The 24,609-nt window shown below is 69.2% G+C and carries 19 protein-coding genes; 8 read left to right on the top strand and 11 right to left on the bottom strand.

Translation table 11 applies throughout. From position 1 onward, the window contains the following. The first annotated feature begins 10 nt into the window (after positions 1 to 10). Positions 11 to 1,411 (top strand): GH1 family beta-glucosidase, encoded by a 1,401-nt coding sequence (locus ACZ6ZD_RS35805; RefSeq protein ID WP_465678905.1) that lies wholly within the window; start codon positions 11 to 13, stop codon positions 1,409 to 1,411. Here the strand turns inward: ACZ6ZD_RS35805 and ACZ6ZD_RS35800 are convergent. From ACZ6ZD_RS35800 to ACZ6ZD_RS35785, 4 genes are all read right to left on the bottom strand, one after another. Then, on the bottom strand, positions 1,408 to 2,763 hold the full coding sequence (locus ACZ6ZD_RS35800) for an alpha/beta fold hydrolase (RefSeq protein ID WP_465678903.1): 1,356 nt from the start codon (positions 2,761 to 2,763) through the stop codon (positions 1,408 to 1,410). The genes ACZ6ZD_RS35805 and ACZ6ZD_RS35800 overlap by 4 nt on opposite strands. Before the next feature lie 69 nt (positions 2,764 to 2,832). Further along, the gene (locus tag ACZ6ZD_RS35795; protein WP_465678902.1) at positions 2,833 to 4,014 is read right to left on the bottom strand and encodes a hypothetical protein; all 1,182 of its coding nucleotides are present in this window, start codon (positions 4,012 to 4,014) and stop codon (positions 2,833 to 2,835) included. Further along, a complete protein-coding gene (locus ACZ6ZD_RS35790; protein WP_465678901.1) occupies positions 4,011 to 4,514 on the bottom strand; it encodes a SigE family RNA polymerase sigma factor in 504 nt (167 codons plus the stop codon). Before ACZ6ZD_RS35790 ends, ACZ6ZD_RS35795 begins: the two co-directional genes overlap by 4 nt. A gap of 58 nt (positions 4,515 to 4,572) precedes the next feature. Next, entirely contained in the window at positions 4,573 to 6,312 is a 1,740-nt protein-coding gene (locus ACZ6ZD_RS35785) for a bifunctional metallophosphatase/5'-nucleotidase (RefSeq protein WP_465678900.1), read from the bottom strand. 164 nt (positions 6,313 to 6,476) lie between these two features. Here ACZ6ZD_RS35785 and ACZ6ZD_RS35780 point away from each other — a divergent pair, with 164 nt between their 5' ends. Then, positions 6,477 to 8,366: a glycoside hydrolase family 5 protein gene (locus ACZ6ZD_RS35780; protein ID WP_465678899.1), complete on the top strand. Its 1,890-nt coding sequence runs from the start codon at positions 6,477 to 6,479 to the stop codon at positions 8,364 to 8,366. Positions 8,367 to 8,482: 116 nt separating this feature from the next. Beyond that, on the top strand, positions 8,483 to 9,946 hold the full coding sequence (locus ACZ6ZD_RS35775; RefSeq protein ID WP_465678898.1) for a family 20 glycosylhydrolase: 1,464 nt from the start codon (positions 8,483 to 8,485) through the stop codon (positions 9,944 to 9,946). A 10-nt stretch (positions 9,947 to 9,956) separates the two neighbouring features. On the opposite strand, the gene ACZ6ZD_RS35770 is transcribed toward ACZ6ZD_RS35775, so the two are convergent. Beyond that, a complete protein-coding gene (locus ACZ6ZD_RS35770; RefSeq protein WP_465678897.1) occupies positions 9,957 to 11,117 on the bottom strand; it encodes an SDR family NAD(P)-dependent oxidoreductase in 1,161 nt (386 codons plus the stop codon). Positions 11,118 to 11,195: 78 nt separating this feature from the next. Here ACZ6ZD_RS35770 and ACZ6ZD_RS35765 point away from each other — a divergent pair, with 78 nt between their 5' ends. Beyond that, on the top strand, positions 11,196 to 11,852 hold the full coding sequence (locus tag ACZ6ZD_RS35765) for a TetR/AcrR family transcriptional regulator (RefSeq protein WP_465678895.1): 657 nt from the start codon (positions 11,196 to 11,198) through the stop codon (positions 11,850 to 11,852). A gap of 66 nt (positions 11,853 to 11,918) precedes the next feature. Here the strand turns inward: ACZ6ZD_RS35765 and ACZ6ZD_RS35760 are convergent, their stop codons facing one another. From ACZ6ZD_RS35760 to ACZ6ZD_RS35740, 5 genes are all read right to left on the bottom strand, one after another. Further along, positions 11,919 to 14,009, bottom strand: a complete 2,091-nt coding sequence (locus ACZ6ZD_RS35760) for an NPCBM/NEW2 domain-containing protein (protein ID WP_465678894.1) — start codon at positions 14,007 to 14,009, stop codon at positions 11,919 to 11,921. 39 nt (positions 14,010 to 14,048) lie between these two features. Then, complete coding sequence (locus tag ACZ6ZD_RS35755) at positions 14,049 to 16,028, bottom strand: alpha-galactosidase (RefSeq protein WP_465678893.1); 1,980 nt, start codon at positions 16,026 to 16,028, stop codon at positions 14,049 to 14,051. Next, positions 16,025 to 16,846 (bottom strand): carbohydrate ABC transporter permease, encoded by an 822-nt coding sequence (locus tag ACZ6ZD_RS35750; protein WP_465678891.1) that lies wholly within the window; start codon positions 16,844 to 16,846, stop codon positions 16,025 to 16,027. The genes ACZ6ZD_RS35755 and ACZ6ZD_RS35750 overlap by 4 nt, the downstream gene beginning before the upstream one ends. Beyond that, positions 16,843 to 17,790 carry a carbohydrate ABC transporter permease gene (locus ACZ6ZD_RS35745; protein WP_465678890.1) on the bottom strand — a complete coding sequence of 316 codons (948 nt, stop codon included), beginning with the start codon at positions 17,788 to 17,790 and terminating at the stop codon, positions 16,843 to 16,845. The genes ACZ6ZD_RS35750 and ACZ6ZD_RS35745 overlap by 4 nt, the downstream gene beginning before the upstream one ends. A gap of 124 nt (positions 17,791 to 17,914) precedes the next feature. Beyond that, positions 17,915 to 19,201, bottom strand: a complete 1,287-nt coding sequence (locus ACZ6ZD_RS35740) for an ABC transporter substrate-binding protein (protein ID WP_465678888.1) — start codon at positions 19,199 to 19,201, stop codon at positions 17,915 to 17,917. A gap of 234 nt (positions 19,202 to 19,435) precedes the next feature. Between ACZ6ZD_RS35740 and ACZ6ZD_RS35735 the strand changes: the two genes are divergently transcribed. The 4 genes from ACZ6ZD_RS35735 to ACZ6ZD_RS35720 are packed head-to-tail and all read left to right on the top strand — an operon-like array spanning position 19,436 to position 22,804. After that, on the top strand, positions 19,436 to 20,158 hold the full coding sequence (locus ACZ6ZD_RS35735; RefSeq protein WP_465678887.1) for an SDR family NAD(P)-dependent oxidoreductase: 723 nt from the start codon (positions 19,436 to 19,438) through the stop codon (positions 20,156 to 20,158). Next, a complete protein-coding gene (locus ACZ6ZD_RS35730; RefSeq protein ID WP_465678886.1) occupies positions 20,155 to 20,883 on the top strand; it encodes a FadR/GntR family transcriptional regulator in 729 nt (242 codons plus the stop codon). The genes ACZ6ZD_RS35735 and ACZ6ZD_RS35730 overlap by 4 nt, the downstream gene beginning before the upstream one ends. Further along, a complete protein-coding gene (gene dgoD / locus ACZ6ZD_RS35725; protein ID WP_465678884.1) occupies positions 20,880 to 22,025 on the top strand; it encodes a galactonate dehydratase in 1,146 nt (381 codons plus the stop codon). Before ACZ6ZD_RS35730 ends, dgoD begins: the two co-directional genes overlap by 4 nt. After that, on the top strand, positions 22,019 to 22,804 hold the full coding sequence (locus tag ACZ6ZD_RS35720) for a hypothetical protein (protein WP_465678883.1): 786 nt from the start codon (positions 22,019 to 22,021) through the stop codon (positions 22,802 to 22,804). Before dgoD ends, ACZ6ZD_RS35720 begins: the two co-directional genes overlap by 7 nt. A 2-nt stretch (positions 22,805 to 22,806) precedes the next feature. Here the strand turns inward: ACZ6ZD_RS35720 and ACZ6ZD_RS35715 are convergent, their stop codons facing one another. Continuing rightward, a complete protein-coding gene (locus ACZ6ZD_RS35715; protein ID WP_465678882.1) occupies positions 22,807 to 24,606 on the bottom strand; it encodes an exo-alpha-sialidase in 1,800 nt (599 codons plus the stop codon). Between the last annotated feature and the right edge of the window lie 3 nt (positions 24,607 to 24,609).

Genomic DNA, 24,609 nt, shown 5'->3' with positions numbered 1-24,609 from the left:
AAAGGCGAATATGAGCACCACTTCCGTCTCGGCGGCGGCTGACCTGATCGCGGGTCTGCCGGCCGACTTCCGCTGGGGCGTCGCGACCTCGGCGTACCAGATCGAGGGCGCGATCGCCGAGGACGGCCGCACGCCGTCGATCTGGGACACCTACTGCAACACCCCGGGCGCGATCGACAACGGGGACGTCGGCGACATCGCCTGCGACCACTACCACCGGATGCCCGAGGACGTCGCGCTGATCAAGAGCCTCGGCATGGACACCTACCGGTTCTCGGTGGCCTGGCCGCGGGTGCAGCCGCACGGCAAGGGCCCGGTCAACCCGGCCGGCCTGGCCTTCTACGACAAGCTGGTCGACGAGCTGCTTGCCCAGGGCATCGACCCGTGGGTGACGCTGTACCACTGGGACCTGCCGCAGGAGCTCGAGGACGCCGGCGGCTGGCCGAACCGGGACACGGCGTACCGGTTCGCCGACTATTCGATGATGGTTTTCGACGCGCTCAAGGACCGGGTGAACACCTGGACCACGCTGAACGAGCCGTGGTGCTCGGCGATGCTCGGCTACGCCTACGGCGCGCACGCGCCCGGCCGCCGCGAGTTCCCGCGCGCGATCGAGGCGGTGCACCACCTGCTGCTCGGGCACGGCCTGGCCACCACCCGGATGCGGGAGGCCTCGCCGCGCAAGCTCGACATCGGCATCACGCTGAACGTCGCCACGGCGTACCCGGCCAGTGACGCCGCGCCGGACGTCGACGCCGCCCGCCGCGCCGACGGCATGGGCCGCCGGATCTACCTCGACCCGCTCGTGCACGGCCACTACCCGGCCGACGTGATCGCCGACCTCGCCGCCGAAGGCGCCGAGCTCCCGGTCCAGGACGGCGACCTCGAGCTGATCTCCGCCCCGATCGACGTCCTCGGCGTGAACTACTACTTCAGCCAGAAGTTCAGCGGTTTCGACGAGGACGGCAACACCACCACCGCCGACGGCCTGCCGGTCAGCCGGACCATCCCGCTGAACAAGCCGCGGACGGCGATGGACTGGGAGATCGTCCCCGAGGGCTTCACCGACCTGCTGCTCAGCATCGCCAAGGACTACCCGAGCCTGCCGATGGTGATCACCGAGAACGGCGCCGCCTTCGAGGACACCCCCGACGAGAACGGCTTCGTCGCCGACGAGGGCCGCACGGCCTACTTCACCTCGCACCTGGCCGCGGTCGCCGAAGCCATCAACCAGGGCGCCGACATCCGCGGCTACCTGGCCTGGTCCCTGATGGACAACTTCGAATGGGCCTACGGCTACGTCAAGCGCTTCGGCATCGTCCGGGTCGACTACGACACCCAGGTCCGCACCCCGAAGCAGTCCGCGCTCTACCTCAAGGAGATCGCCGAGCGGCACCGCTCGAACCGCTAAGAACCGAGATACTCGTTGACCGTCGTGCGCAGGTGTCCATAGACACCATGCGCACGGCGGTCGACCGTTTTCAGAGTCGACTTCGGCAGCTTCGCGTGCAGCTCCTGGGCCCAGCGCAGCGGAATGTTGTCCCGCTCGGCTTGCACGATCAGCATCGGTACGTCGTTGCCGATCGTCAGCTCCGGCTCCGCCGTCCGCTGCGTCCAGTACGCGCACGGCAGGAACGTCGTGTGGAACAGCGGCTCACGCGCCTTCGTCCGCTGCACATCTCGCCAGTACGGCGCAGGCCCGCGCGGCCAGCCGTTGTCGTTACAGGTGAACGCCACCGACGCCGCCGCAAACCGGGACACCGCCGGCTCGATCTCGAAGTACTGCCGCAACCACCCGGCCAACTCCGCCGACGGCGTCACCGGCTTACCCTGGGCCGCGTCGAGCAACTGCCGCACGTTGCGCGCCATCAACTCCCGCTCGCTCTCGTCGCCCATCCCCAACTGCACCACCCACGGCATCGCCGCGCCGTCCAGCCGATACCCTCCCACCGCGACCGGCCTCCGCGCCGCCTGCTCGATCAACCGCGTCACGGTCGTCCGCACCTGCGTCCCCGTCCGCCCCAGCCGGTACTTGTCATCCCGCCAAGCCACCCACGCGGCCCACTCGTCGAACGCCGCCTCAGCCCGCTCCCCCGTCGCCAGATGCCGATACTCCGACCCTTCGACATCCGTCACGCTGTCGACGACCATTCGATCCACCCGCCCCGGAAACAGCTGGCTGTAGACGACCCCGAGATCAGCACCCCACGAAACCCCGTAGTACGAGATCTTCTGCTCTCCCAGCGCCGCCCGGATCACATCCAGATCCCGCGCCACATTCCGGATCCCCGCATACTCCAACCGATCGTCCCGACACCGCCCCACGAACCCGCTCGCCAACCGCCCAGCCTGCTCGAACTCGACCCGACTCCGCGACGACCGAAACACCTCCGCGATCCGCACCGGCCCACAATCCACCGGCTCACTCCTCCCCATGAACCGCGGATCGATCCCGATCACGTCGTACTCCTTCGCCACCTCCCCCAGAAGCGGCCGCAACTCCAGCGGATACCCAACCCCCGGCCCCCCAGGCCCACCCGGATTGGTCAGCAACACCCCCCGCCGCTTCCCCGGATCCGCCTTCAGCCGCGAGATCGCGACCCCAACAGTCCGCCCATCCGGCCGCAGATGATCCAACGGCACCCGAACCGTCGCACACTCCATCCCCCGCAACTCCCCACACGGCCCCCAATCGATGCCATCAGCAACAACCGGCGAAACCCCACCCGCCACCAGCCCCATCACCACCGCAAGTTTCCACATAAGGCGACGCTAGGGCTGTCCACCCGAGCAGTCGCCCCGCCCAACGCCCGTCCCGAGGTAGCGCGCGGGCTACCTGAGGGTGAGTTCGGGTTGGGCGAGGATGGCGAGGAGTTGGGCTTTGGTGACGACGCCGAAACGGCGGGTGTCGTGGTTGATGGTGCGGACCCAGATGAGGTCGCCGGTGGGGGTGGTGCGGGTTGCGCCGAGTTCCTGGTCCGGGGTGCCGCGGAGGTCGCGTGGGCCTTCGCTGAACTCGGCGGGGGCGCCGTTCGGGAGGGTGACCGGCGTACAGGTGTCGCGGGCCAGTTGTTCGGGGCAGGTCACTGGGTGCGGGCCGGGGATGATTCCGAGCTCGACCATGGTCTCCTTGCCGTTGTCGATCGAGGCCAGCGCCGACCACTCGGCGCTGAACGTTCGGTCGTCGGGGTGGGCCTCCACTTTTCCGGGCAGGACCCGGCCGACGGCGGCCGCGACGTGGTCGAGGGACGGCGCGCCGCTCGCGATCCGGAGGTTCGCCGCGAGCTCCGCCTCCGTGACCGGCGGCAGGTTCAGCTCCGGGTCGGTGACGAACGCGAACAGCTGGGCGTCGGTGATCTTCATCCCCTCGACCCGCGGCAGGCCGTCCAGCCTTGATCCGTCGACGGCGAGGTAGGCGACCTCGCCGTCCGGCTGGAGGTACCTGAGCTCGGCCACGCGGCCGGCGCGCGCGAGTGTCGCCGTACCGCCGTCCGGCAGGGTCACCTGTCTGCACTGCGGCTCCGGAGTCTTCCCGTCGAACAGCTCGCCGCAGGGGTTCTCTGTGTGCTTCTCGGTCCGGGTCAGCCGGATGTGGATGATGCCCCAGCGCCCGCGTTCGGCCGCGGGTTCGGTCCAGGCCGCCTGGTCCTGGACGCCGCGCAGGTTCTTGCTGTCCTGGATCCGGAAGCGGCCGGGAAGGAACTTCAGGTTCGCGCCACCCGGGTCGAGATGTTTGCCGATCAGTTCGCGCATGGTGGTGTCGATGCTCTTGACCTGCTGGTCGGCCGGTGGCGCATCCTCGCCGGTGGCCCGATTGACGATACCCGGGACGCCGACCGTTGCGGCGACGACGGCACCTGCGGCGATGAGCGCCGCGGCTCCGGTGACGAGGCGGTGGCGGAGTAGGCGTCGGCGGCCGGCGGCGAGGTCGTCGGCGAGGTCGCGCGGGAGCAGGTCGTCCTGCTCGGCCGCGGTGGCCAGGAGGTGTTCCTGGAGGGTCTTCTCGTCGATCATCGGGGGCCTCCTACGGCCCGGAAGTCCGGGGTCAGTAGTTCGTTCAGTCGGGCGAGGGCGCGGGAGCTCTGGCTCTTCACCGTGCCGGTCGAGCAATGCAGGTCGGTGGCGGTCTCCTCGACGGTCAAACCGACGAAGAACCGCAGTACGACGACGCGGCGTTGGCCGGGCGGCAGGGTGTTCAGCGCCGCGAGCAGGGCGCCGCGGTCCTCGAACGCGAGGCCTTCGTTAGCCACTGGGTCGAGACCGTCCAGGCCGGCGTTCTCGCGGCGCCACGGACGGCGACTCTCGTCGATCCCGGAGTTGACCAGGATTCGGCGTACGTAGGCGTCGACGTTGCCGGTGCGCTGCACGCGGTTCCAGGCGACGTACAGCTTCATCAGGGCCGTCTGGACCAGGTCCTCGGCCTTGTGCACGTCACCGCAGAGCAGATAGGCGATGCGGCGCAGCTGAGTACGCCGCTGGGCGACGTACTCGCTGAACTCCTCGTCCCGTGCCATTCGTTTCCCCTCACTCGTTCCGTCACCGATCAGTACGGAACGAGTGCGGAAAGGGTTGTCAGCCCTTCTGCGTGACTCTCGTCAGAGGCGCCGGTGTGAGGACCTTGTGGGCGCGCAGGTACGCCGTGAAGGTCTCGTGATCAGTGTCGGCGCGTACGGGGTCGGTCGCGGCCTTGAACGCCTGGTAGCCGTCGGCACCGATCACCGTGTACGCCAGCGCCGCCACCCGGTAGGTGCGCGCCGGGTCCAGCTGCGCGCCGTTGATCCGTACGTCGGCCGGTGCGATCCGATCACCGACCGGACGGCTCGCATCGAAGCTGTAGGTGACATTGGCCGACGCTGCGAGCGGTGCGAACTTCACTGTCCCGTTGGACTGCGTCTGCCACTGCTGCTCCAGTACGGCGTCCAGCTGCGCGCCTGTCAGCCCAACTGTCAGCACTGGGTTGCCATAGCCGTAGGCCTCCCAGGACTCCCCCAGCAGCACGCGTCCGTCCACGTCACCGGGTTTGCCGCTGTTCGCCATGAGCAGGTCACCGCGAAGCGCAGTACTGCCCGCGGCGGGCTTGGCCGCGACCAGACCGAGGTCGGCCTTGCCGCGGGCGGTCCAGAGGTGGACGTCGGCGGCCAGGTCGGCCATCGTGCTCTCGCCGACCGCGTTCGGCGTCCGGGTGAAGTCGCCGGTGACGGTTGCGACCGGTTCGGCGTACTTGCGGTCGCCGGCCGCGGCCCAGTAGTCGACGATGCGCTGCAGCTTCGGGTCCGGCTGGACGTCGCGCGTCACCGGGTGATTGGTGGACGTCGTCCGATCGCGCAGGACTTCGCCTGTCCGCCGGTCGAGGCGCAGGTTGATCTCACTGATCAGCCGGCCGTGGTTGGCGGCTTCGACGACCGGGCGCGGGTTGCCGTTCGGATCCGGGATGCTGCAGTTGAAGGCCGCGTGCCAGTGCCCGGTGACGATCGCGTCGATCTGCGGCGTGACCTTGCGGGCCAGGTCGATCGCGGGGCCGGTCGGGTTCACGCAGTCGTTGTACGTCGGCGAGGCGTCCGTCCCGCCGTCGTGCATGTTCAGGACGATCGCCTTCACCCCGCGCCGGGTCAGCTCGGCCGCCGCCCGGTTCGCGGACTCGAGCGGGTCGAGCGCGGTCAGCTCCGGCTGGTACGACGTCGATCCGACCGGGGTGTCCGGGACGGTCAGCCCGATGAAGCCGACCGGGTAGCTGCGGCCGTGGTCACGTACCCAGCGGATCGTGTACGGCGCCACGATCGGGCGGCCCTTCGCGTCAACGATGTTGGCCGACTGGAAGTCGAAGTCCGCGCCGCGGAACCGGCGTCCGGTGGAATCGGCGAAACAGCTGTCGACACCGGGTTTGCCGAAGCACTTGCCGCGCGCCATGTGGTCGACGAGGAAGCTCTTGGAGACGTCCAGCTCGTGGTTGCCGACGCTGGAGAACTCGATCCCGAGCGCGTTCAGCGCCTCGATCGTCGGCTCGTCGGCGTGCGCGTCGACCTCGAACGGCCAGCCGGAGAAGCTGTCGCCGTTCGCGAACAGGATCGAGTTCGGCTGCCGGAGGTTCTTCAGGTGGGTGGCCAGGTAGGCGGCGCCGCCGACCACCTGAGTGGTTCCGCCGGGGCCGGCGATGGTGCCGCCGTCCGCGGGGGACGGCGGTCGCAGGTAGCCGTGGAAGTCGGTGATCGAGAGCAGTTGGACGTCGACGGGGTCGGGGGCGGCGGCCGCAGGCGCGGGAACGAGCCCGGCGGCGGTGATTCCGAGGAGCGCTGTCACTGTTCGTAGCTGCATGGGAAAGTATCTAACCGCACAGAAAGGAACATAGAAAGAATTCGCCGTTGACATCGATCTCCCCACACCGGGCCGGATCTGGTCCAATGACTGCGTGGTGGCCGGCGGTCCCGCGAAGCTTCCGGCCATCACCCCGCCCACCACGACCTGGGGACAGGTGAGCCATGCGCGCAACCACCGCTGTCCGGACTCTCGTCACTCTCGCCCTGCTGCTCCTCCCACTCACCCCGGCCGCCGCCGCGCCGCCGGAGCCCGCGACGCCGTCGAAGGCCGCCGCGCTGGTGCCGGCCTGGAGCGCTCCGCTGAGCACGCGCGGGCGCTGGATCGTCGACGCCGACGGGAATCGTTTCCGGCTCAAGTCGGGGAACTGGCACGGCGCCAGCGGCACCTGGAACGGCTCCGGCGACCAGAGCGACAACGCCAACCACCACGCCGGGGAGAACGGCAACCGGATCCCGCTCGGCCTCGACCGGGCCCCGATGGCCTCGATCATCGACGGCTTCGCCGAGCTGGGTCTGAACAGCATCCGGCTGCCGTTCTCGAACGAGATGGTGCACGACACCCGCCCGGTCACGGACGGCGCGGTCGCGGCGAACCCGGGCCTGCGCGGCAAGACGCCGCTCCAGGTGTACGACGTCGTCGTCCAGCAGCTCACCGCCGCCGGCTTCGCGGTGATCCTGAACAACCACACCAACACGACCCGCTGGTGTTGCGGTGTCGACGGCAACGAACGCTGGAACACCAGCCAGTCGGCCGCGGCCTGGGAGAGCGACTGGCTGCTGATGGCCAACCGCTACAAGACCAATCCGCGCGTCGTCGGCGCCGACCTCTACAACGAAGTCCGCCGGAACATCCTGGACGACCCGAACTGGGGCTGGGGCAACGACCACGACTGGTTCGCGGCCACCCAGCGGCTCGGCGACCGGATCCTGACCGAGGCGAACCCGAACCTGCTGATCGTTGTCGAAGGCATCAACTGGACGGGCATCCCGGTCGACGGTTTCCCGCACGACCGGCCGACGCTCACCCCGGCCCGGACGCTCTCGCACACGCTCGTCGCCTCCAACAAACTCGTGTACGCCGCGCACTTCTACGGCTACACCGGCCCGCGGCACAGCGGTGCGACCGGGACGGGCGAGACGACCGATCCGCGGTACCAGGATCTGTCGCCGGAGGAGCTGATCAGCGAGGTGAACCGGCAGGCGCTCTTCGTCAGCGGCGAGGAGGGTCACTTCACCGCGCCGGTCTGGATCAGCGAGTTCGGCGTCGGCGGTCGCGAGGAGACCGGCGCCAAACCGCGCGCCTGGTTCGAGCGCTTCGTCGACCATCTGATCCGCAGCGACGCCGACTTCGCCTACTGGCCGCTGGTCGGCTGGCACAACAACCGCACCGGCAACGGCTGGGCCCTCCTGCACTGGGATTCCGCTGGCCAGCGAATGGGCCTGTACGACGGTGACGACTGGCGCGCCGCCGCGTGGAACCGGCTGATCACCGCGCCGTCCCGAACCGGCGCCGTGCCGACGTCCACCGGCTGGAAGATGCTCAGCCCCGACCACGGCGACTTCGTCCAATCCCTGCGGATGCGCTCCGCCGGCGACTGGGACAACGGCGCCCGGAAGGCCGCCTGTCCCGACGGCCTCCGCCTGATCGGCCTCTCCCACACCGGCAACCGCGGCCTCTGCACCTCCGGCGGCCCAGTTGCTGCCAGCAACTACCAGGTCGTCAAGGACGAACGGCACGTCTCCCCCGACTGGGCCTCCGGCTACACCAAGTTCCAATGCCCGCCCGGCCACTTCGCCACCGGCTACGCCGTCCGCGGCGCCCGCGTCTCGTCCCTCCTCTGCACCGCCACCTCCCAATCCCTGTCCACCACCGGCCGCACCCTCTGGTTCGACCGCTCCGACAACCGCGGCTCCGCCCCCGGCGGCGACTTCGCCTCCGGCCACTACAAAGGCCAATGCGCCGCCAACGAGTACATCGCGGGCCTCGCCTTCACCACCCGCGTAGGCGCCACCGGCACCCCCGACGCCCTCTACTGCCGCACCATCGCCTGACCGCCACCACCCTCCAACCCCATCCAGCCGCAGCCGCCACGCCAAGTCCGAGCGTGGCGGCCGGATACCACCCAGGGTTGGTGGGTGGCAGCGGTCCCGAGCCCTTGGAGCCCGACATGATTCCCAAGCCCTTCGAGGTCGGCGCCGGCGAGGGCACCGCGGCAGTTGAGCTTGATGCCGTGAGTGTGACGATCGACGGGAATGGGCTGGACGGCGCGCCGGTCGCCGCGGGGGTGCGGGCGGACGGCGCGGTCGTGGACGAGCGGTACGGGCTGGAGATCACGGCGGACGGCAGCCGGGTGTGGGGGTCGTCGGACGAAGCCGTCTTCCGGGGGCTGACGACGTTGCGGCAGCTCGTCGCGATTCATGGGGACGCCGTGCCGTGTCAGCGGATCGTCGACGGGCCGCGGTTCGCGTGGCGCGGGTTGTCGTTCGACGTCGTCCGGACGTTCCACCCGCCGGAGACCGTGCGGCGGGTGATCGACATGTGCGCGCTCTACAAACTCAACGTGCTGCACCTGCATCTCACCGACGATCAGGGATGGCGGTTCGAGGTGCCGTCGCGCCCGGAGCTGGTGAAGTTCGGCGCGACCGGGGCGGTCGGCGACCGCCCCGGCGGCTACTACACCCAGGCGGACGTCGCGGAGCTGGTCGAGTACGCCGCCGAGCGGTTCGTGACGCTCGTCCCCGAGGTCGACATGCCCGGTCACACCCAGGCCGTCTTCCGCAGCATCCCCGAGCTGGCGCCGGCCGAGATCCGGACCATCGACCTGGGCAACGACACCCGCATCGAGCTCGGCACCCTCGACCCGGATCGCGCCGCGACCTGGGCGTTCGTCGACGACGTCCTGGACGCCGTGATCGCACAGTTCCCGCAGAGCGCCTACGTGCACCTCGGGGGTGACGAGGCCTGGGGTATGCCGGACGACGCCCACGCGGCCTTCGTCGAAAGAGCTGCCGCCGCCGTCCGGGCCCGCGGCAAGCGCGTGGTCGGCTGGCAGGAGATCGCCCGCGCCGACCTCGACCCGACCGACGTCGTCCAGTACTGGATCGAGACCACCGAGCTCCTCGCCTCAACCAGCAGCGCCGAGGTCCCCGCGGAGCTCCTTCCGATCCTCGTTGAGCATCTGGAGAAGGCCCGTCAAGACCTCCCCAAGGCCCACGCCCAAGGAACCCGAGTCCTCGTCTCCGCCCACAAATGGCTCTACTTCGACCGCCCCCACGGCGACGCGTCGACCGACCCCGCCCAGGAGGAACGACGCCAACACGTCGGCCTCCCCCACTACCCGCCGACCACTATCCAGGCCGGCTACGACTGGGACCCGCTCGACGCGACCCCAGGCGCCGACTCCGACGACCAACTCGCCGGCGTCGAAGCCGCGATCTGGTGCGAGACGATCACCGACCGATCCGACCTCGAGTTCATGCTGCTCCCCCGCCTCCCCGCGGCCGCCGAGAAGGCCTGGTCCCACACCCGCGACACCTGGCCGGAGTACGCCGTCCGCCTCGCCCGGCACTCGACCATCTGGCGCGACCACGGTTGGACCTACTTCAAGTCCGCGGCGATCGACTGGAAGTAGGCCCAGGGGATCAGGCGGGTTCGATCGACAGGTCGGTGACCAGGTCGTCCTGCGTCGCGAACCTGAACGCGAAGGTCAACGGGCTCCCCGGGAACTGCCCCGCACCCGAAGCGAGCAGCCGGTCGTTCTCGAACGAGATCGGCGTGATCACGATCTCGGGCTCGATCAGGTGCGCTTGGATCCACGCGCGAATCTCGGCTCCGCTGCCGTAGGTGTTCCCGTCGTCGAGGACGGCGGCGCTGTCGCCGAAGACCGCGAACAGCGCTTCCGGGTCGTGGGCGTTGGTGGCTGCGACGAAGTTCTCGACGGCCTTCGGGAGGGTGGCGGCGCTCCCGCCGGCGTCGAAGTCCGCACTCCGCGAGAGCTTCTCGTTCTCGCGCAGCTCGGTGAGTGCGTTCTCGTGCATGGCGACCACGGCGTCGTAACCAGAATTGCCGAGGACGAGCCGCTGCGGCGGAACGGGTGCGTTCAGCGCGCTGATCACGGCCTGCACACCGCGCACGGGATCGCCGTCCTGCTTGCCGTTCTGGCCCACGAACGCAGCCTTGACACTCTCGACCAGCGGCAGGTAGGCGTCGACGGTTTCGTCGACCGGCTCACTCCGGAAGCCGGCGTAGGCCTTGGTACGGAACGCTCCCGGCTCCACGACGAGGACCCGCACGCCGAACGGCTCGACCTCGTGGCGCAAGGTCTCCGACAGCCCTTCGAGAGCGAACTTCGCCGCCGCGTAGTAGCCGAAGCCCGGGGCGCCGACGAGGCCCGCCACCGACGACATGTTCACGATCCAGCCGTTGCCCCGCGCCCGCATCCCCGGCAGCACCGCCCGGACCACCTCGACCACCCCGAACAGGTTCAGGTCGAGGGTGCGGCGGATCGTCTCGTCCCGAGCACCCTCGACCGAACCGAACCAGCCGCGGCCCGCGTTGTTGACGAGGACGTCGATCCCACCGAACCGCTCCTCCGCCGTCCGGACCGCCGCTCGCACCTGATCCACATCGGTCACGTCGAGCTCGAGGACCAAGGCCCGGTCGCCGTAACGAGCGGCCCAGTCCTGCAGTTCGGCCGGCCGCCGCGCGGTCACCACCACCTGATCGCCCTGGTCCAGCGCGGCCTCGGCGTAGGTCAGGCCGAATCCGCCCGGCGTTCCACCCGTGATGAACCAAGTCTTCATGGACTACTCCTCTGCGCTATAGGAACTCATGTATCGCTATAGCGAGCAATATAGCGATACATGAGTTAATATAGCAACATGCAGAACGCACGGGATCGACTGCTCCTCGCCGCAGCGGAGTTGCTGCAGAGCACCGGAACGGTGTCCACCAGGGCGGTGTGCGAACGAGCCGGCGTGCAGGCGCCGACGCTGTACCACCATTTCGGCAGCAAGCAGGGCCTGATCGACGCGGTGGCGAACCACGGCTTCACCCAGTACACGGCCGTCGAGAGCTCGGGCGACCCGCTCGGCGACCTGCGCGAGGGGTGGGACAAACATGTCCGGTTCGGGCTGGAGCACCCGTCGTTCTACGCCCTGCTCTACGGCCGGGCCGAGCCGGGAAAGCCCTGTGCCGTCACCGCTCCGGCCCACGCCGCGTTACGCGAGCGGTTCAGCGAAGCGGCGACGAAGGGGCTGCTGAAGGTGCCCGCGGAAGCCGCTGCCCAGCAGCTCTTCGCCGCGAACATCGGCGTCACACTGATGTTGATCACCCAACCCGTCCCGGACTTCGAGCTGTCCGAACGCGTCCGTGAGGCCGCGCTCGCCGGCGCTCTGAACTCCACCGCGCAAGACGCCCCGGCGACCCGTGCAAGTGCCGCGCTGACCCTAAGCGCGATGCTCAGCGACGACCCGGGCGACCTCACCTCGGGAGAACACGCATTGCTGGCCGAACTACTCGATCGTCTCGCTCGCTGATGGTGATACCGGTCCATGACGACAAAGGGGCGGACCAAGACGGTCCGCCCCTTCACCTCGGGTAGGTCAGCAGGTGGCGGTCGGAGCCGCCCAGTCGGCGCGGTCGTTGTAGCCGCCGTCGCCGGCGTCGCCGACGACCAGGTCGAGGACGCGGACGCCGGTCAGGTCGACGTCGAACGCCTTCGGGGTGAAGCGGTCGACGGTCCCGCTGTCGAACAGGACCTTGCCGTCGCCGACGACCTGGAAGGTCGAGGTGCCGCCGTCCGGGCCGACGTTGTTGACGACGTCGTCGATCCCGACGGTCCCGGCGAGGCGGGTGCAGGACTTGCCGAGGTAGTAGCGGACGAGGGACGGCGAGGCGACGCCGATACCGGTCTCGTACGTCGTACCGGTCAGCTTGATCGGGTTGCCGCCGCCGACGCTCTCGTCGATGGCCGGCGTCATCCAGCCGCTGGTCGCGGTGATCCACTTGTGGTGCGAGAGCGGGACGGTCCCGTCCGGCGGGGCCGGGGCGACGACGACCGGCGCGAGGACGGTCGTCTGCTTCTGGACGCCGTACCCGATCGCGTCGTACGCCGTCGTCGCGGTCAGGCTCGCGTTACCGGGAGCCGCGCCCGCGGGCAGCTGGACCCTGAAGGCGAAGGTCGCCTGCTTGCCGCCGGCAAGGAGAATCGGAGCCTTCGTCAACGGCTTGACCCGCCATTCGTTGCCACCCGCAATGGTCACGGCCGGCTTCAGGACCGGCAGCAGCCCGTCGTTGCGGACGGTCACCTGGACGGTCAGCTCGTCGCCACCAGCAACGACTGGCGCGGAGCCCTCAGGCTGAGCATCCGTGCCGACCTTGGTCACCTGCGGGATGCCAGCGGTGACGTGCGGGACGCCGGGCACGCCACGCGCCGGCTCGACGCGGATGAGCGCTGTACCGTGCGCCGGAACCGCCGCGCTGATCGTGCCCGCGCTCTCGGTGACCTTGTTGGTCCAAGCGTTCTTCAGCGTGAACCGAGCACCATGCAGCCCAACCGCCTTCGCGGTCGTCGTGATCGTCTTGGCGCTGTCACCACGGTTCAGCAGGACGACGGCGCGCCCGCCGTCCGCGAGCCGCTTCACCCAGGTCTCGGTCGTACCGGCCGGGCCGACGCGAACGGCCTGGACGGCGGCCTTGTCCTGGTTGATCGCCAGGACGTCGGGGTCGGTCAGCATCGAGATCGTGGTCGCGCTGAGCTTACGCACGTCGCTGCCGATCACCAGCGGCGCCGCGGCCGCGGCCCACAGCGTCAGCTGGGTCTTGAACTCCTCGTCCGACATACCGAGCTCGGGAGCGAGGTAGTCCGGGTCGGAGAACGCGCCCGGCTTCACGACCTCCGGGTGCCGCGCGTTGGCGTCGTAGTTACGCAGGACGTCCTTGAACTTGATGTCGCCCATGAAGCCGACATCGGTGTAGGTCCGCCACGACTGCGCGATCCCCGGCGCGTACGACCAGGAGTTGATCGACTGCTGCGACTCGGGGTAGTTGCCCCAGTCCGGTGACGTGACCGGGTTGCAGAGGTTGAAGATCATCGGCCGCTTGCTCGCGTTGTTGCGCAGCGCCTGGGCGAACTCGGTGAACACGGTCTTCGGGTCCAGGTCGGCGGCGATCCCGCACAGGTAGTCGACCTTGACCGCGTCGAAACCCCAGGCCGCGAACTGGTCGGCGTCGCGCTGGTAGTAGCCGCCGGAGCCGAGGCCGCACTTCCCCGGGATGTACGGGCCGGCGTCGGTGTAGATCCCCGCCTTCAAGCCCTTGCCGTGGATGTAGTCGACCAGCGGCTTCAGGCCGTTCGGGAACTTGGCCGGGTTCGGCACCAGGTCACCCGCGGCGCTCCGCGACTGGTCGGCCTGCCAGCCGCCGTCCAGCCAGACGATGTCGTAGCCGGCCTTGGCCAGCCCGCGGCTGACCAGCGAGTCGGCGACCGACTTGATCGACTCCTCGGTGAAGTCGCCGCCGAGGCCGTAGTAGGTGTTCCAGCCCTGGTAGGGCGTCGGGCTGAGGACCGGAGCTGTGGCCTGAGCCGCCACAGCTGCGGTCGTCGCGGTGGCCGTGAACGCGCCGGCCAGCAGCGCCGCCGCGATCACCCCACCCACAACCCGCCGAACCCCACCACCAGTTGGTTTTCTCATTTGCCTTGTTCTCTTTTCTTCCGTTGAGCGGAACGGCGGTCAGTCGAGTGTTTCGACGACCAGGCAATGCGAGTCGGCGGAGTCGAACTCGACCCCGACCTGCAGCAGATAGCTGCCCGGGAGGGTCTCGGACCCCACCCGGTAGTTCTTCGCCGGGTCCAGCCCGGCCAGCGGCATCCGTCGAACCCGGCGCGGCAGCGTTCCACGCACGTTGCCGTCACCGGTCTCCCAGCGGAACACCACGGACCGCCGGTCGCCGACGTACTGGACGCCGTCCGGCAAGCCGTAAACCTTGCCGTCGACAACCAGGTCGCGGATGTCCTTGTACTGCTCGATGTGCCGAGCAGCGGCCTTCAGCTGGTCATCGCTCCAACGCGACAGGTCCGCGCCGATCCCGAGGACGCCGGCCATCGCGACATGGAAGCGGAAGTCGAGCGAACGCTCCCGGCCGTCGTGGGTGCCCTCGGCATCCGTCACCCAGGAGCTCATCAGATGCGGCGCGAAGCCGGTCCGGAAGCCCTGCTGGATACGCAGCCGATCGAGCGGCGCCGTGTTGTCACTCGGCCAGAGCGTGTCGACGCGTTGCGCCATCCCCAGGTCGACCCGGGCGCCACCTCCGGCGCAGCCCTCGACGACGACGTCCGGATGCTCGGCGCGGAGCCGATCGAGGACGCCGTACAGGTTGGTCACGACTCGGCCGTCGAGATCGCGGCGCTGGTCACCGGCGTCCAGGCGCGGCCGGTTCGCGTCCCACTTGAGGTAACTGATGTCGTACGTCGACAGCAGCCGATCCAGGGTCGACCAGACGAACTCGGCCACGTCGTCGCGACTCAGATCGAGGAGGAGCTGGTTGCGGACCAGGATCGGCTCGCGGCCCGGCGTCCGCAGAATCCACTCCGGATGCTCGGCCGCCAGCTTCGACCGCGGGTTGACCGACTCGGGCTCCACCCACAGCCCGAAGTCCAGCCCGAGCTCCTTCAGCTGCCCGATGAACCCGTCGAGGCCGTTCGGAAACTTCGCCGGGTCGACGTCCCAGTCGCCGAGCCCGCCCGCGTCGTCCACGCGCCCCGTGAACCAGCCGTCGTCGACCACGAAGGTCTCGACGCCGATCCCGGCGGCCCGCTTCGCCAGCTCCAGCTGGTGCTCGGCCCGGATGTCGAACTCGGTCGCGAACCACGAGTTGTACAGCACCTTCGGCGTCCGCCGCCGCGATCGCGCTCGTTCGTACTCGTGGAACACGCGCGCCAGCCCGTCGGCGCCCTCCGCGCTGAAGGCGCCCACCGCCTTGGGCGACGTCCAGGTGTCTCCCGGCAGCAACTGCAGCCCCTGACTGGACGAGACCCGGCCAGCCTGAATCCGCACGGTCCCCGTGGTGTCCGCGTCTGCGGTCAGCTCCCACGAGCCGCTCCAAGCCAGCTGCACGCCGTACCCGCCGACAGCCAGGAACGGCGAGTAGGAATGCCCGGTGATCCCCTGCGCACTGTTGACGGTGAACCGTCCCCGGTCGAGCGTGATCTCGGACTGCTGGAACTCGCTGTTCCACTCACCCCACAAGTACTTGATCGTGTTGCCACTGGGCACGGTGAACCCGGCCGAGTCATGCCGATGCAGTACCAGCGCGTCTCTCCCGTCGTTGCCGACAGCAACCCACCGCTCCACCGCGTCACCCTCGATGCGGTAGTGCAGCGAGAGCCGCACACCCCGCACGGCGTCGGCGAACACCAACTCCAAACCATCTTCTTCAACTGCTTGTACGAAGAGCGGGCGGAGCTCGTCGGACCCGTCCGGGCCGCTCACGACCAGGTCTACCGGGGCCGCGTAGCGGACGCCGCGGACGGCGTACTCGAGGGGTTCTACATCGGCGCGCGGGAGGAAGTGTTCGGTGCCGACCGGAGCGACCGTGGACGGGCCTTCGGCAACGGCATGTGGGCCCCAGGCAACGAGTTGGGCCCACTGGCCGTGGTCGGGGACGCCGACCACGTACGAGGTGGTTGCACCGCGCAACGTCCAGGTCTTCACTTGACCGCTCCGATCGCCAATCCGCCGACGAAGTGCTTCTGGAACCGCAGGAACACCGCCACCGTCGGGACCGCGGCGATCACGGTGCCGGCGGCGATCACGTTCCACGATGACACGAACAGACCCTGCAGACCGAGCAGCGCGGGTGTCACCGGCATCTTCTCGCCGGAGCGGATGACGGTGATCGACCAGAGCAGGTCGTTGAAGATCCAGGTGAACGACAGCGCGCCGAGCGCCGCCATCGCCGGCCGGGTCAGCGGCAGGATCACACTCGCGTAGATCTTCCCCGGACCGGCGCCGTCGATCGTCGCGGCCTCCTGGATCTCCTTGGGCAGATCCCGCATGAAGCCGTGCAGGACGAACGTGTAGAACCCGAGCCCGAACCCGACATGGACCGCGATCAGCGCGATCAGCGTGTCGTAGTAGCCGATCAGCTCGACGAACCGCGAGATCGGGATCAGCAGGATCTGCGGCGGCAGCAGGTTGCCCATCAACATCAGCAGCAGCACCGTGCGCCGGAACGGGATGTTGTACCGCGCCAGCCCGTACGCTGCGATCGACGCCAATCCCAGGCTCAGCAGCACCGCCGGGATCGTCACCAGCAAGCTGTTGATCAGCGCCCGGAACTCGTCGGCGTCCTGCCACGCCTGGACGTACGTCGAGAACGTGAACGAATGCGGTAACGAGCCCAGACCGTTCGCGGCGACGTCGTCGAAACTGCGGAACGAGATCACGATCACCCAGAGGATCGGCGCGATCCACAGGAACGAGATCAGCCCCATCGACAGGTGGTAGCCGGTCGTCTTCAGCCGGTTCACGTTTCCTCCCGGAAGGCGCGGATCAGGTAGCCGAGGATGACGGCCAGGGCGAGCAGGAAGATCACCACGGCGAGCGCGGAGGCGTAGCCGAGCTGGGTGGACTGGAACGCGGTCGAGTACATGTAGGTGCTGAGCAGCTCACTGGAGTGGTACGGGCCGCCCTTGGTCATCGACCAGACGATGTCGAAGGATCTGAGCGAGTCGATCACGATCACCGACAGGACGACGGAGTTCACGCCCTTGAGCTGCGGGATCGTCACGTACAGCGTGCGCTGCCAGGCGTTCGCGCCGTCGACGCGGGCGGCCTCGTAGAGGGCCGGGTCGACCGCCTTCAGGCCGGCCAGGTACAGCACCATCACGTACCCGATCTGCCGCCACAGGGCCGGCACGATCACGGCGTACAAGGCGGTGTCGGGGTCGGCGAGCCAGGGCCGGATCAGCTCACCCAGCCCGATCGTCCGCAGAATCGAGTCGACCAGGCCGTCCGGCTGGTAGAACACGCGCCAGATCAGCGCCGTCACCACCAGCGAGAACACCACCGGCGTGAACAACGCGGCCCGGTAGATCCCGACCCCGCGCCGCTCGCGCTGCAACAGCAACGCCATCCCGAACCCGCCGAGCACACTCAGCCCGCCGAACAACACCAGCCAGATCGCCGTGTTCTTCAGCGCCGTCCCGAAGATCGGGTCCGACAGCATGTCCCGAAAGTTGCCCAACCCCACGAACGTAGGCGCCGACAACCCGTCCCACTTCGTCAAAGCCAGCCAGAACCCCTGCAAAGCAGGCCAGAACACCCACACCGCCTCGACCACGAACGGCACGAACACGAACACCAAAATCAGCGGCGAGACCCGATGGAGCTTCGAACGCTTGGGACGAGGTGAGGCGCCCCCGGCGCCGCCTCGCCGAGCCGGAGCCGCCGGCTCCACAACAGTCGAAGTCACACGACCACCTCCTCACCGGCTACCCCAGCCCACGGAGCGGGGCGCCTTGCTCCCCCTCCGTCTTTCCCTTCCCGCGTGTTCCGCCGCAGGCGGGGCGCGCGGGCGACGGCTGCGTCGAACCTGCTCACGCCTTGAAGACCTTTTCGGCGGCGGCTTGCCAGGTCTTGAGGATGTCGTCGATCTGGTCGGGCTGGTCGAGGAACTTGGTGAGCGCGGCGTCGGCGGTGGGCTGGAGGGCGTCGGAGGAGTCGCGGTTGAAGAACTGGGTGAGCTCGGCGGCGCTCTCGATCATCGCCTTGCCCTTCTGCACCAGCGGGGTGTCCGCGGACTTGCCGTCCGGGTTCGCGGGGATCGCCGTCCCGGACGAGCTCTGGACGTAGATCTCCTGCGCCTCGGCGGTCGCCAGCCAGGTCATGAACTTCTTCACGCCCTCGGGGTCCTTGGCCTTCTTCGACGCGAAGTACCCGTCGGTCGGCGCCTCCTCGGCGACCGGGACGGCCGGGTCGATGATCGGGAACTGGAAGAAGTCGATGTCGTCCAGCGCGTCCTTCGGCGCGGAGTCGGCGAAGAAGGTGCCGATCAGGAACATCCCGGTCTTCCCGCCGAGCAAGGCGGACGTCGCCTCCTGGAACGGGAACGACTTCCCCTTCGGGTCGAAGTACGGCAGTACCTCCTGCCACTTCGTGAAGACCGCCTTCACCTTCGGGTCGTCGAACCGCCCGCGCCCGGCCAGCAGGTCGCGGTGGAACGGCGCGCCGTTGATCCGGATGTTCAGGTAGTCGAACCAGGCCGAGGCCACCCACGGGGTATCGCCGAGACCGATCCCGATCGGCGGGACGCCCTTGCTCTGGATGGTCTTGCAGACCGCGAGGAACTCGTCCCAGGTCTTCGGCGGCGTGACGCCCCACTTCTCGAAGTTCGACTTGCGGTAGAACATGCCCCACCAGTAGTAGCTGGTCGGCACGAAGATCTTCTGCCCGGCGGTGCTCGTCGACAGCGTCTGCATCGCCTTCGAGTAGTTGCCCATCCCCTCCCACACGCTCGACACGTCGAGCAGCAGGTCCTTCTTCGCGTACGAGTCGGCGACCGATCCGGCGTACCAGGTGTAGACGTCCGGCGGGTTGGCCGACGTCAGGTACGTCGGGAGCTGCGTCCGGTAGATCTCCGACGCGACGGTGTTGAGCTTGACCTGTGCGCCACCGGTCTTGTTGTACGCGGCAACGAGCTTCTCCATCGCGCCCTTGGCCTGCTCGGCCGACAGGTTGGACTGCAGCGAGAGCTCACCGGTTGCCGCGCCGCCCCCGCTCCCCGGACTCGACGTCGAGGTCGCGCATCCGGGCACCAGGGCAGCCGCCCCGAGCACCCCGAGCCCCTTGAGGAAAGTACGCCGATCCGCTGCCAGACCCGTCATGCCTGAACTCCTGAGATCTGCTCGACCAGCGTGCCAGTCGAGTGAGTGGTGTGTTGCCGACGATCTTGCGGCGAGCGATCCCGAGTGTCAATATTAATTCGTAAATTACGAGCAAATAGCTTGACGTGATCAGCCGATCACGATCAACTGATCCGGCGCTCGCCGCAGGTTGGTCAATCGTTGTAAGGGCCCTGCCCACGTGCTTGGGTAGGAGAGACGTCGAAGGAGGCACGCGTGCGGCTGGCTGGGCGGGTGATCGTGGTGACCGGTGCCGCGTCGGGGATCGGCGCAGCCTGCGCCGAGCGCGCCCTGACCGAGGGCGCCGCGGTGGTGCAGGTCGACATCCAGCCGTCCCGCGAGGTGCCGGGCAGAGCGCTCAGCATCGTCGGCGACGTCACGTCCCCGGACACCTGGGCGGAGGTGGTGTCCCGCGGCCGCGACGAGCTCGGCCCGATCGACGGCTTCGTCAGCAACGCCTACGTCTCCGACGTCCGGCCGGCACACGAGCTGACCCCGCAGTCCTGGCAGCGGCAGCTCGACGTGAACCTCAGCGCCGCGTTCCTCGGCTTCCGCGCGCTGCACGAGGATCTGGCCGCCCGGCAGGGTTCCGTCGTCCTGGTGTCGTCGGTGCACGCGCTGGCCGGCATCCCCGGGCACGCGGCGTACTCGGCGAGCAAGGGCGCGCTGGTCGCGCTCGCCCGCGAGCTGGGCGTCGAGTACGGCGGCTCGATCCGGGTGAACTCGGTGCTGCCCGGCCCGATCAAGACCCAGGCGTGGGACCGGTACGGCCCGGAGGACCTGGCGCGGAGCGCGAAGGCGACGGCCGCCGGCCGGCTCGGGCAGCCGGACGAAGTGGCGCAGGCAGTGGCATTCCTGCTGTCGGCGGAGGCGTCGTACGTCACCGCCGCCAGCCTGGTGGTCGACGGCGGTTGGTCCGCGGTCAAGGACTCGGCATGAGGGAGAGCAGTGTGGCGGGGATTCAAAGGGGCCTGCACGGACAGATCGTGGAGGTGATGGCGCAGCGCATTCTCTCCGGGCAGATCGCGGAGGGCGCGACCATCAACGTGCCTGATCTGCAGGCCGACCTCGGGGTCAGTCTGACCGCGGTCCGGGAGGCGCTCAAGGTGCTGACCGCCAAGGGGCTGGTCGACGCGCGGCAGAAGCGCGGCACGTTCGTCCGCCCGCGGACGGACTGGAACCTCCTCGACCCGGACATGATCCGCTGGCACTTCAGCGACTCCGACGTCCGGCCCGAGCTGCTCGAGGAGCTGCACGAGGTGCGCGGCATCGTCGAGCCGGCCGCGGCCCGGCTGGCCGCGCTCCGCGCCGAGGAGTCGCACCTGGAGGCGCTGGACGTCGCGATGGCCGCGATGGAGTCGGCGTCCGACGACCATGCCGCGGTGGCCGCCGATCTCGCCTTCCACCGCGCGTTGCTGGCGGCAACGGGTAACGAGCTGCTGACCAAGATGGAAGTGATCATGGAGACCGGCCTGGCCGATCGCGATCGCCTGGTACACAAGGTGAAACCGTCCGACGACCCGGTGCCGAGCCATCGCCGCGTCCTGGACGCGATCCGCGCGCACGACCCGGTCGCCGCCGAGCAGGCGATGCGCGAGCTGCTGGCCAAGGCCGCCGAGGACCTCACCGAGGTGCGCGGCACGCGGCGCGGGCGGCGCGGATGAAGATCGAACGGATCGAGACGTTCCTGGTCCCGCCGCGCTGGCTGTTCTGCCGGATCGAGACCAGCGACGGCGTCGTCGGCTGGGGCGAGCCGGTGGTCGAGGGGCGCGCCGAGGTGGTGCGGACGGCGATCGACGTCCTGTCGGAGTACCTGATCGGGCAGGACCCGCTGCAGATCGAACGGCACTGGCAGACCCTCACCAAGGGCGGCTTCTACCGCGGCGGGCCCGTTCTGAGCAGCGCGGTCGCCGGGCTGGACCACGCGCTCTGGGACATCGCGGGCAAGGTGTACGGCGCTCCGGTGTCGGCGCTGCTCGGCGGCCGGGTCCGGGATCGGGCCCGCGTGTACGCGTGGGTCGGCGGTGACGAGCCGGCGGCCGTGGCCGACCAGGTCGCCGAGCAGGTCGCGGCCGGGATGACCGCGGTGAAGATGAACGGCAGCGGCCGGATCTCGCCGTCCCCATCGGTTGCCGAGATCAACGACATCGTCGCGCGGCTGAGCGCGGCGCGCTCCGCGCTCGGCGATACCCGGGACGTCGCCATCGACCTGCACGGCCGGGTCGGCGTCGCCGGCGCGCGGCGGATCCTGCATGCGGTCGAGGATCTCGCGCCGATGTTCGTCGAGGAGCCGGTGCTGCCCGAGCACATGCTGCATCTCGCGGACGTCGTCCGCAGTTCCACGGTCCCGGTCGCGCTTGGGGAACGCCTGTACCACCGCGCCGACTTCGCCGGCCCGCTGAACGCCGGGATCGCCGTCGTCCAGCCGGATGTCTCGCACGCCGGAGGGATCTCCGAGCTGCGACGGATCGCCGCGCTGGCCGACACCCACGGCGCCATGCTCGCGCCGCACTGCCCACTCGGCCCGATCTCGCTGGCCGCCAGCCTGCAGGTCTCCTTCGCCACCCCCAACTTCCTCATCCAGGAGCAGAGCCGGGGCATTCACTACAACGTCGCCAACGACCTCACCTCGTACGTCGTCGATCCCACCCCCTTCACCTGGGTGAACGGGCACGCGGAGTACAACCCGCTGCCCGGTCTGGGCATTACCGTCGACGAGACCGCCGTCCGCGAGGCCGACAAACTCGGCCACACCTGGCGAAACCCGGTCTGGACCCAACCGGACGGCACCTTCGCCGAATGGTGACGATCGACGCACTGGACGGCGGCCGGTGGACCTCACTCCACCTGGCCGGCCGGGAGTGGCTCTGGGCCGACCCCGGCCTCATCGACGGCCCCCGCGCCGGCCACACCGTCTTCACCGACGCCGGCGGCCTCGACGAGTGCTTTCCCACCGTCCGCGGCACCCCCGACCACGGCGCCCTCTGGAACCAGCCCTGGTCGGATGCGGTCACCTATCAGGAAGCTCAGCTGACCCGCACGTTCACCACGACTGCGGACACAGTTGCCGTCGACTACCACCTGACCGCGTCACCCGGCTACCGCTTCATCTGGGCCGCCCATGCCTTGCTGGACTGCGAGGTCGGCGCAACCATCTCCGTTGCCGACGGCACCCAATGCCGCCTCTACCCCGAAGCCGCTCCGCTCCTGCCCGACCCGTGGCCGTCGGGTGCCCCGTGGGTGACCCGGGCCTGGCCGCGGCCGGGCGGGATTGATCTTGGGACCTATGGGCCGTCCGACGGGACGGCGGTTGGCGCCGTGCTCGTCGACTGCGCTTCGTCGACCGTGCGTGATCGCGGGGCTGAACTGACGTTGAGCTTGAGTTGCCCGGGGCAACCGGTCTCGACCGCGCTCTGGCGGAATCTGGGCGGTTTTCCGGCCGGGGCGCCGTACCGGAGCTTGGGGGTCGAGCCGATGCTGGGGAGGGTGTTCGACCTGGCGGAGGCCGGGCCGGGTGACGCCGCCGTCGTCCCGGCGAGTGGTGACCTGGCCTGGCGGCTGACGCTCACCGCCAGGCCGGTCTGATGTCAGCCGAGCGGGAGGTCCAGGACGACGTTCGGCACGGTGGTGCTGTTGGTCGTCCGGATACTGCCGATCTCGGCCGCGGTCAACGCCCGCTTGTAGAGCCGGACCTCGTCGAACGCGCCGTCGAAGTGGTGTACGCCGTCGATCCGCTGCCCGACATACATCTTGAACGGCCGCCCGGGGCTGACCGAGCCCGCGGGCGCGGCGACGGTGGCGACCTGCGCGCCGTCCACCCAGATCGCCAGCGTGCCGGCCTTGCGCTGCAACGCCACGTGATGCCACGCGTTGTCGTTGTAGGCCTTGGCTGTCTGGACGACGGCCGTCTTGCCGCCGGTCGTGATGAGGCCGCGGATCCGGCTGTCGGCGGGTTCGGCCCGCAGCCAGAACTGCGAGTACTCGTTGATGTTGTACCCCCAGAAGATCGCCTGCGGCCCGGTGCTCGCGCCGTAATTGATCCACGCCATCGCCGTGAAGTCACCAGCCCCGACCGCGAGCGACTCGGCGAACGGGAGCTGGATGGCGTCGTCCACGCCGTCGAGATCGCGCGCCTGGCCGAACTTCCCGGCGACGGACGTCGTGCCGCCGCGCAGGTAGCTGTGGTTCCCGAGACCCGATACGTCGGGCGTCGTCGTACCGAGCGGGGCGTCCGGGTGGCCGAGGTCGTTCTCGGTGAAGCGGGCGAAGCGGATCTGGTCGCGCGCGTCGACCGAGCCGCCTTCGTACAGCAGGCCGATCTCGCCGGTGTCGAGGATCGCCAGATCGGAGTATCCGGACCAGTCGCTGGTGATTCGGGTGCCGTCGGCAACGGATTGCCAGGTCTTGCCCTCGTCGAAGCTGGACCGGATCGTCAGGTACCGGCGCCGCTCCGGATCGGCCGGCCCGGCAAACAGGATCCGGTTGTACTTGTCACCGCGATCGACCGCCCGCAGCCGTTGGAGCGAGGTCTGCACGACCGGCGTCGTCAGCCCGGCGACCGTCGCGTACGGCGCGGCGTACGTCTGGCCGCCATCGTTGCTGACGGCCGTCATCCGATTCGCACCCGGGCCGCCGGCGTTGTTGCGCGCCATCGCGAGGACGCCGCCGTCGACCTTCTCGACGACGCTGATCTCCTGTGGCGTCGCGCCGTCCGTCCGCAGGTCCGTCGCACCCTTGTGCCAGGTCTCGCCGCTGTCGTCGCTGTAGACGAGCTGGGCGGCGTCCTTACCGCCGACGTCGTAGTTGGTCCCGGCGACCAGGCGGCCGGCGTGCGCGCCGCGGGTGAGCTGGATGCCGTGCACCGGCCCGGTCGCGTACCAGCCCCAGGCCGGGTCGTCGATCTGGTCGGCGATGTTCTTCGCCTTGCTCCAGGTCTTCCCGTCGTCGTCGCTGAACTGGACGTACGGCGTCCGCGGGCGGCTCGACGTCCCGGGGTCCATCGTGGTCAGCAGCACCACCCGGCCGGTCTCCAGGTCGACGATCGGCGCCGGGTTGCCGCGGGTGGTCGGCGCGTTCGGGTCGGTGTCGGAGCCGGACAGCACGGTCTTCGCGGCCGACCAGGTGCGGCCGTCGTCGTCCGAGCGCTTCAGCACCAGGTCGATCTCCTGCGAGTCGTCGCACCACGTCCGCCGGGCCTCGGCGAACGCGAGCAACGCACCCGTCTTCGTCTTCACGATCGCGGGGATGCGGTAGCAGCCGTAGCCGGCGTCCCCCTTGTTGAACAGCACGGTCTGGGTGATCGCGGCGGGTTGCAGATCGGCTTGGGCACTGACGGCCGGCACCAGCAGTGCGGCGGCCAACAGCAGCGCGAGTCGTCGTGTGGGCATGGG

Source organism: Kribbella sp. NPDC104218 (assembly GCF_055584105.1).
This window is presented reverse-complemented; position numbering and strand designations above follow the sequence as displayed.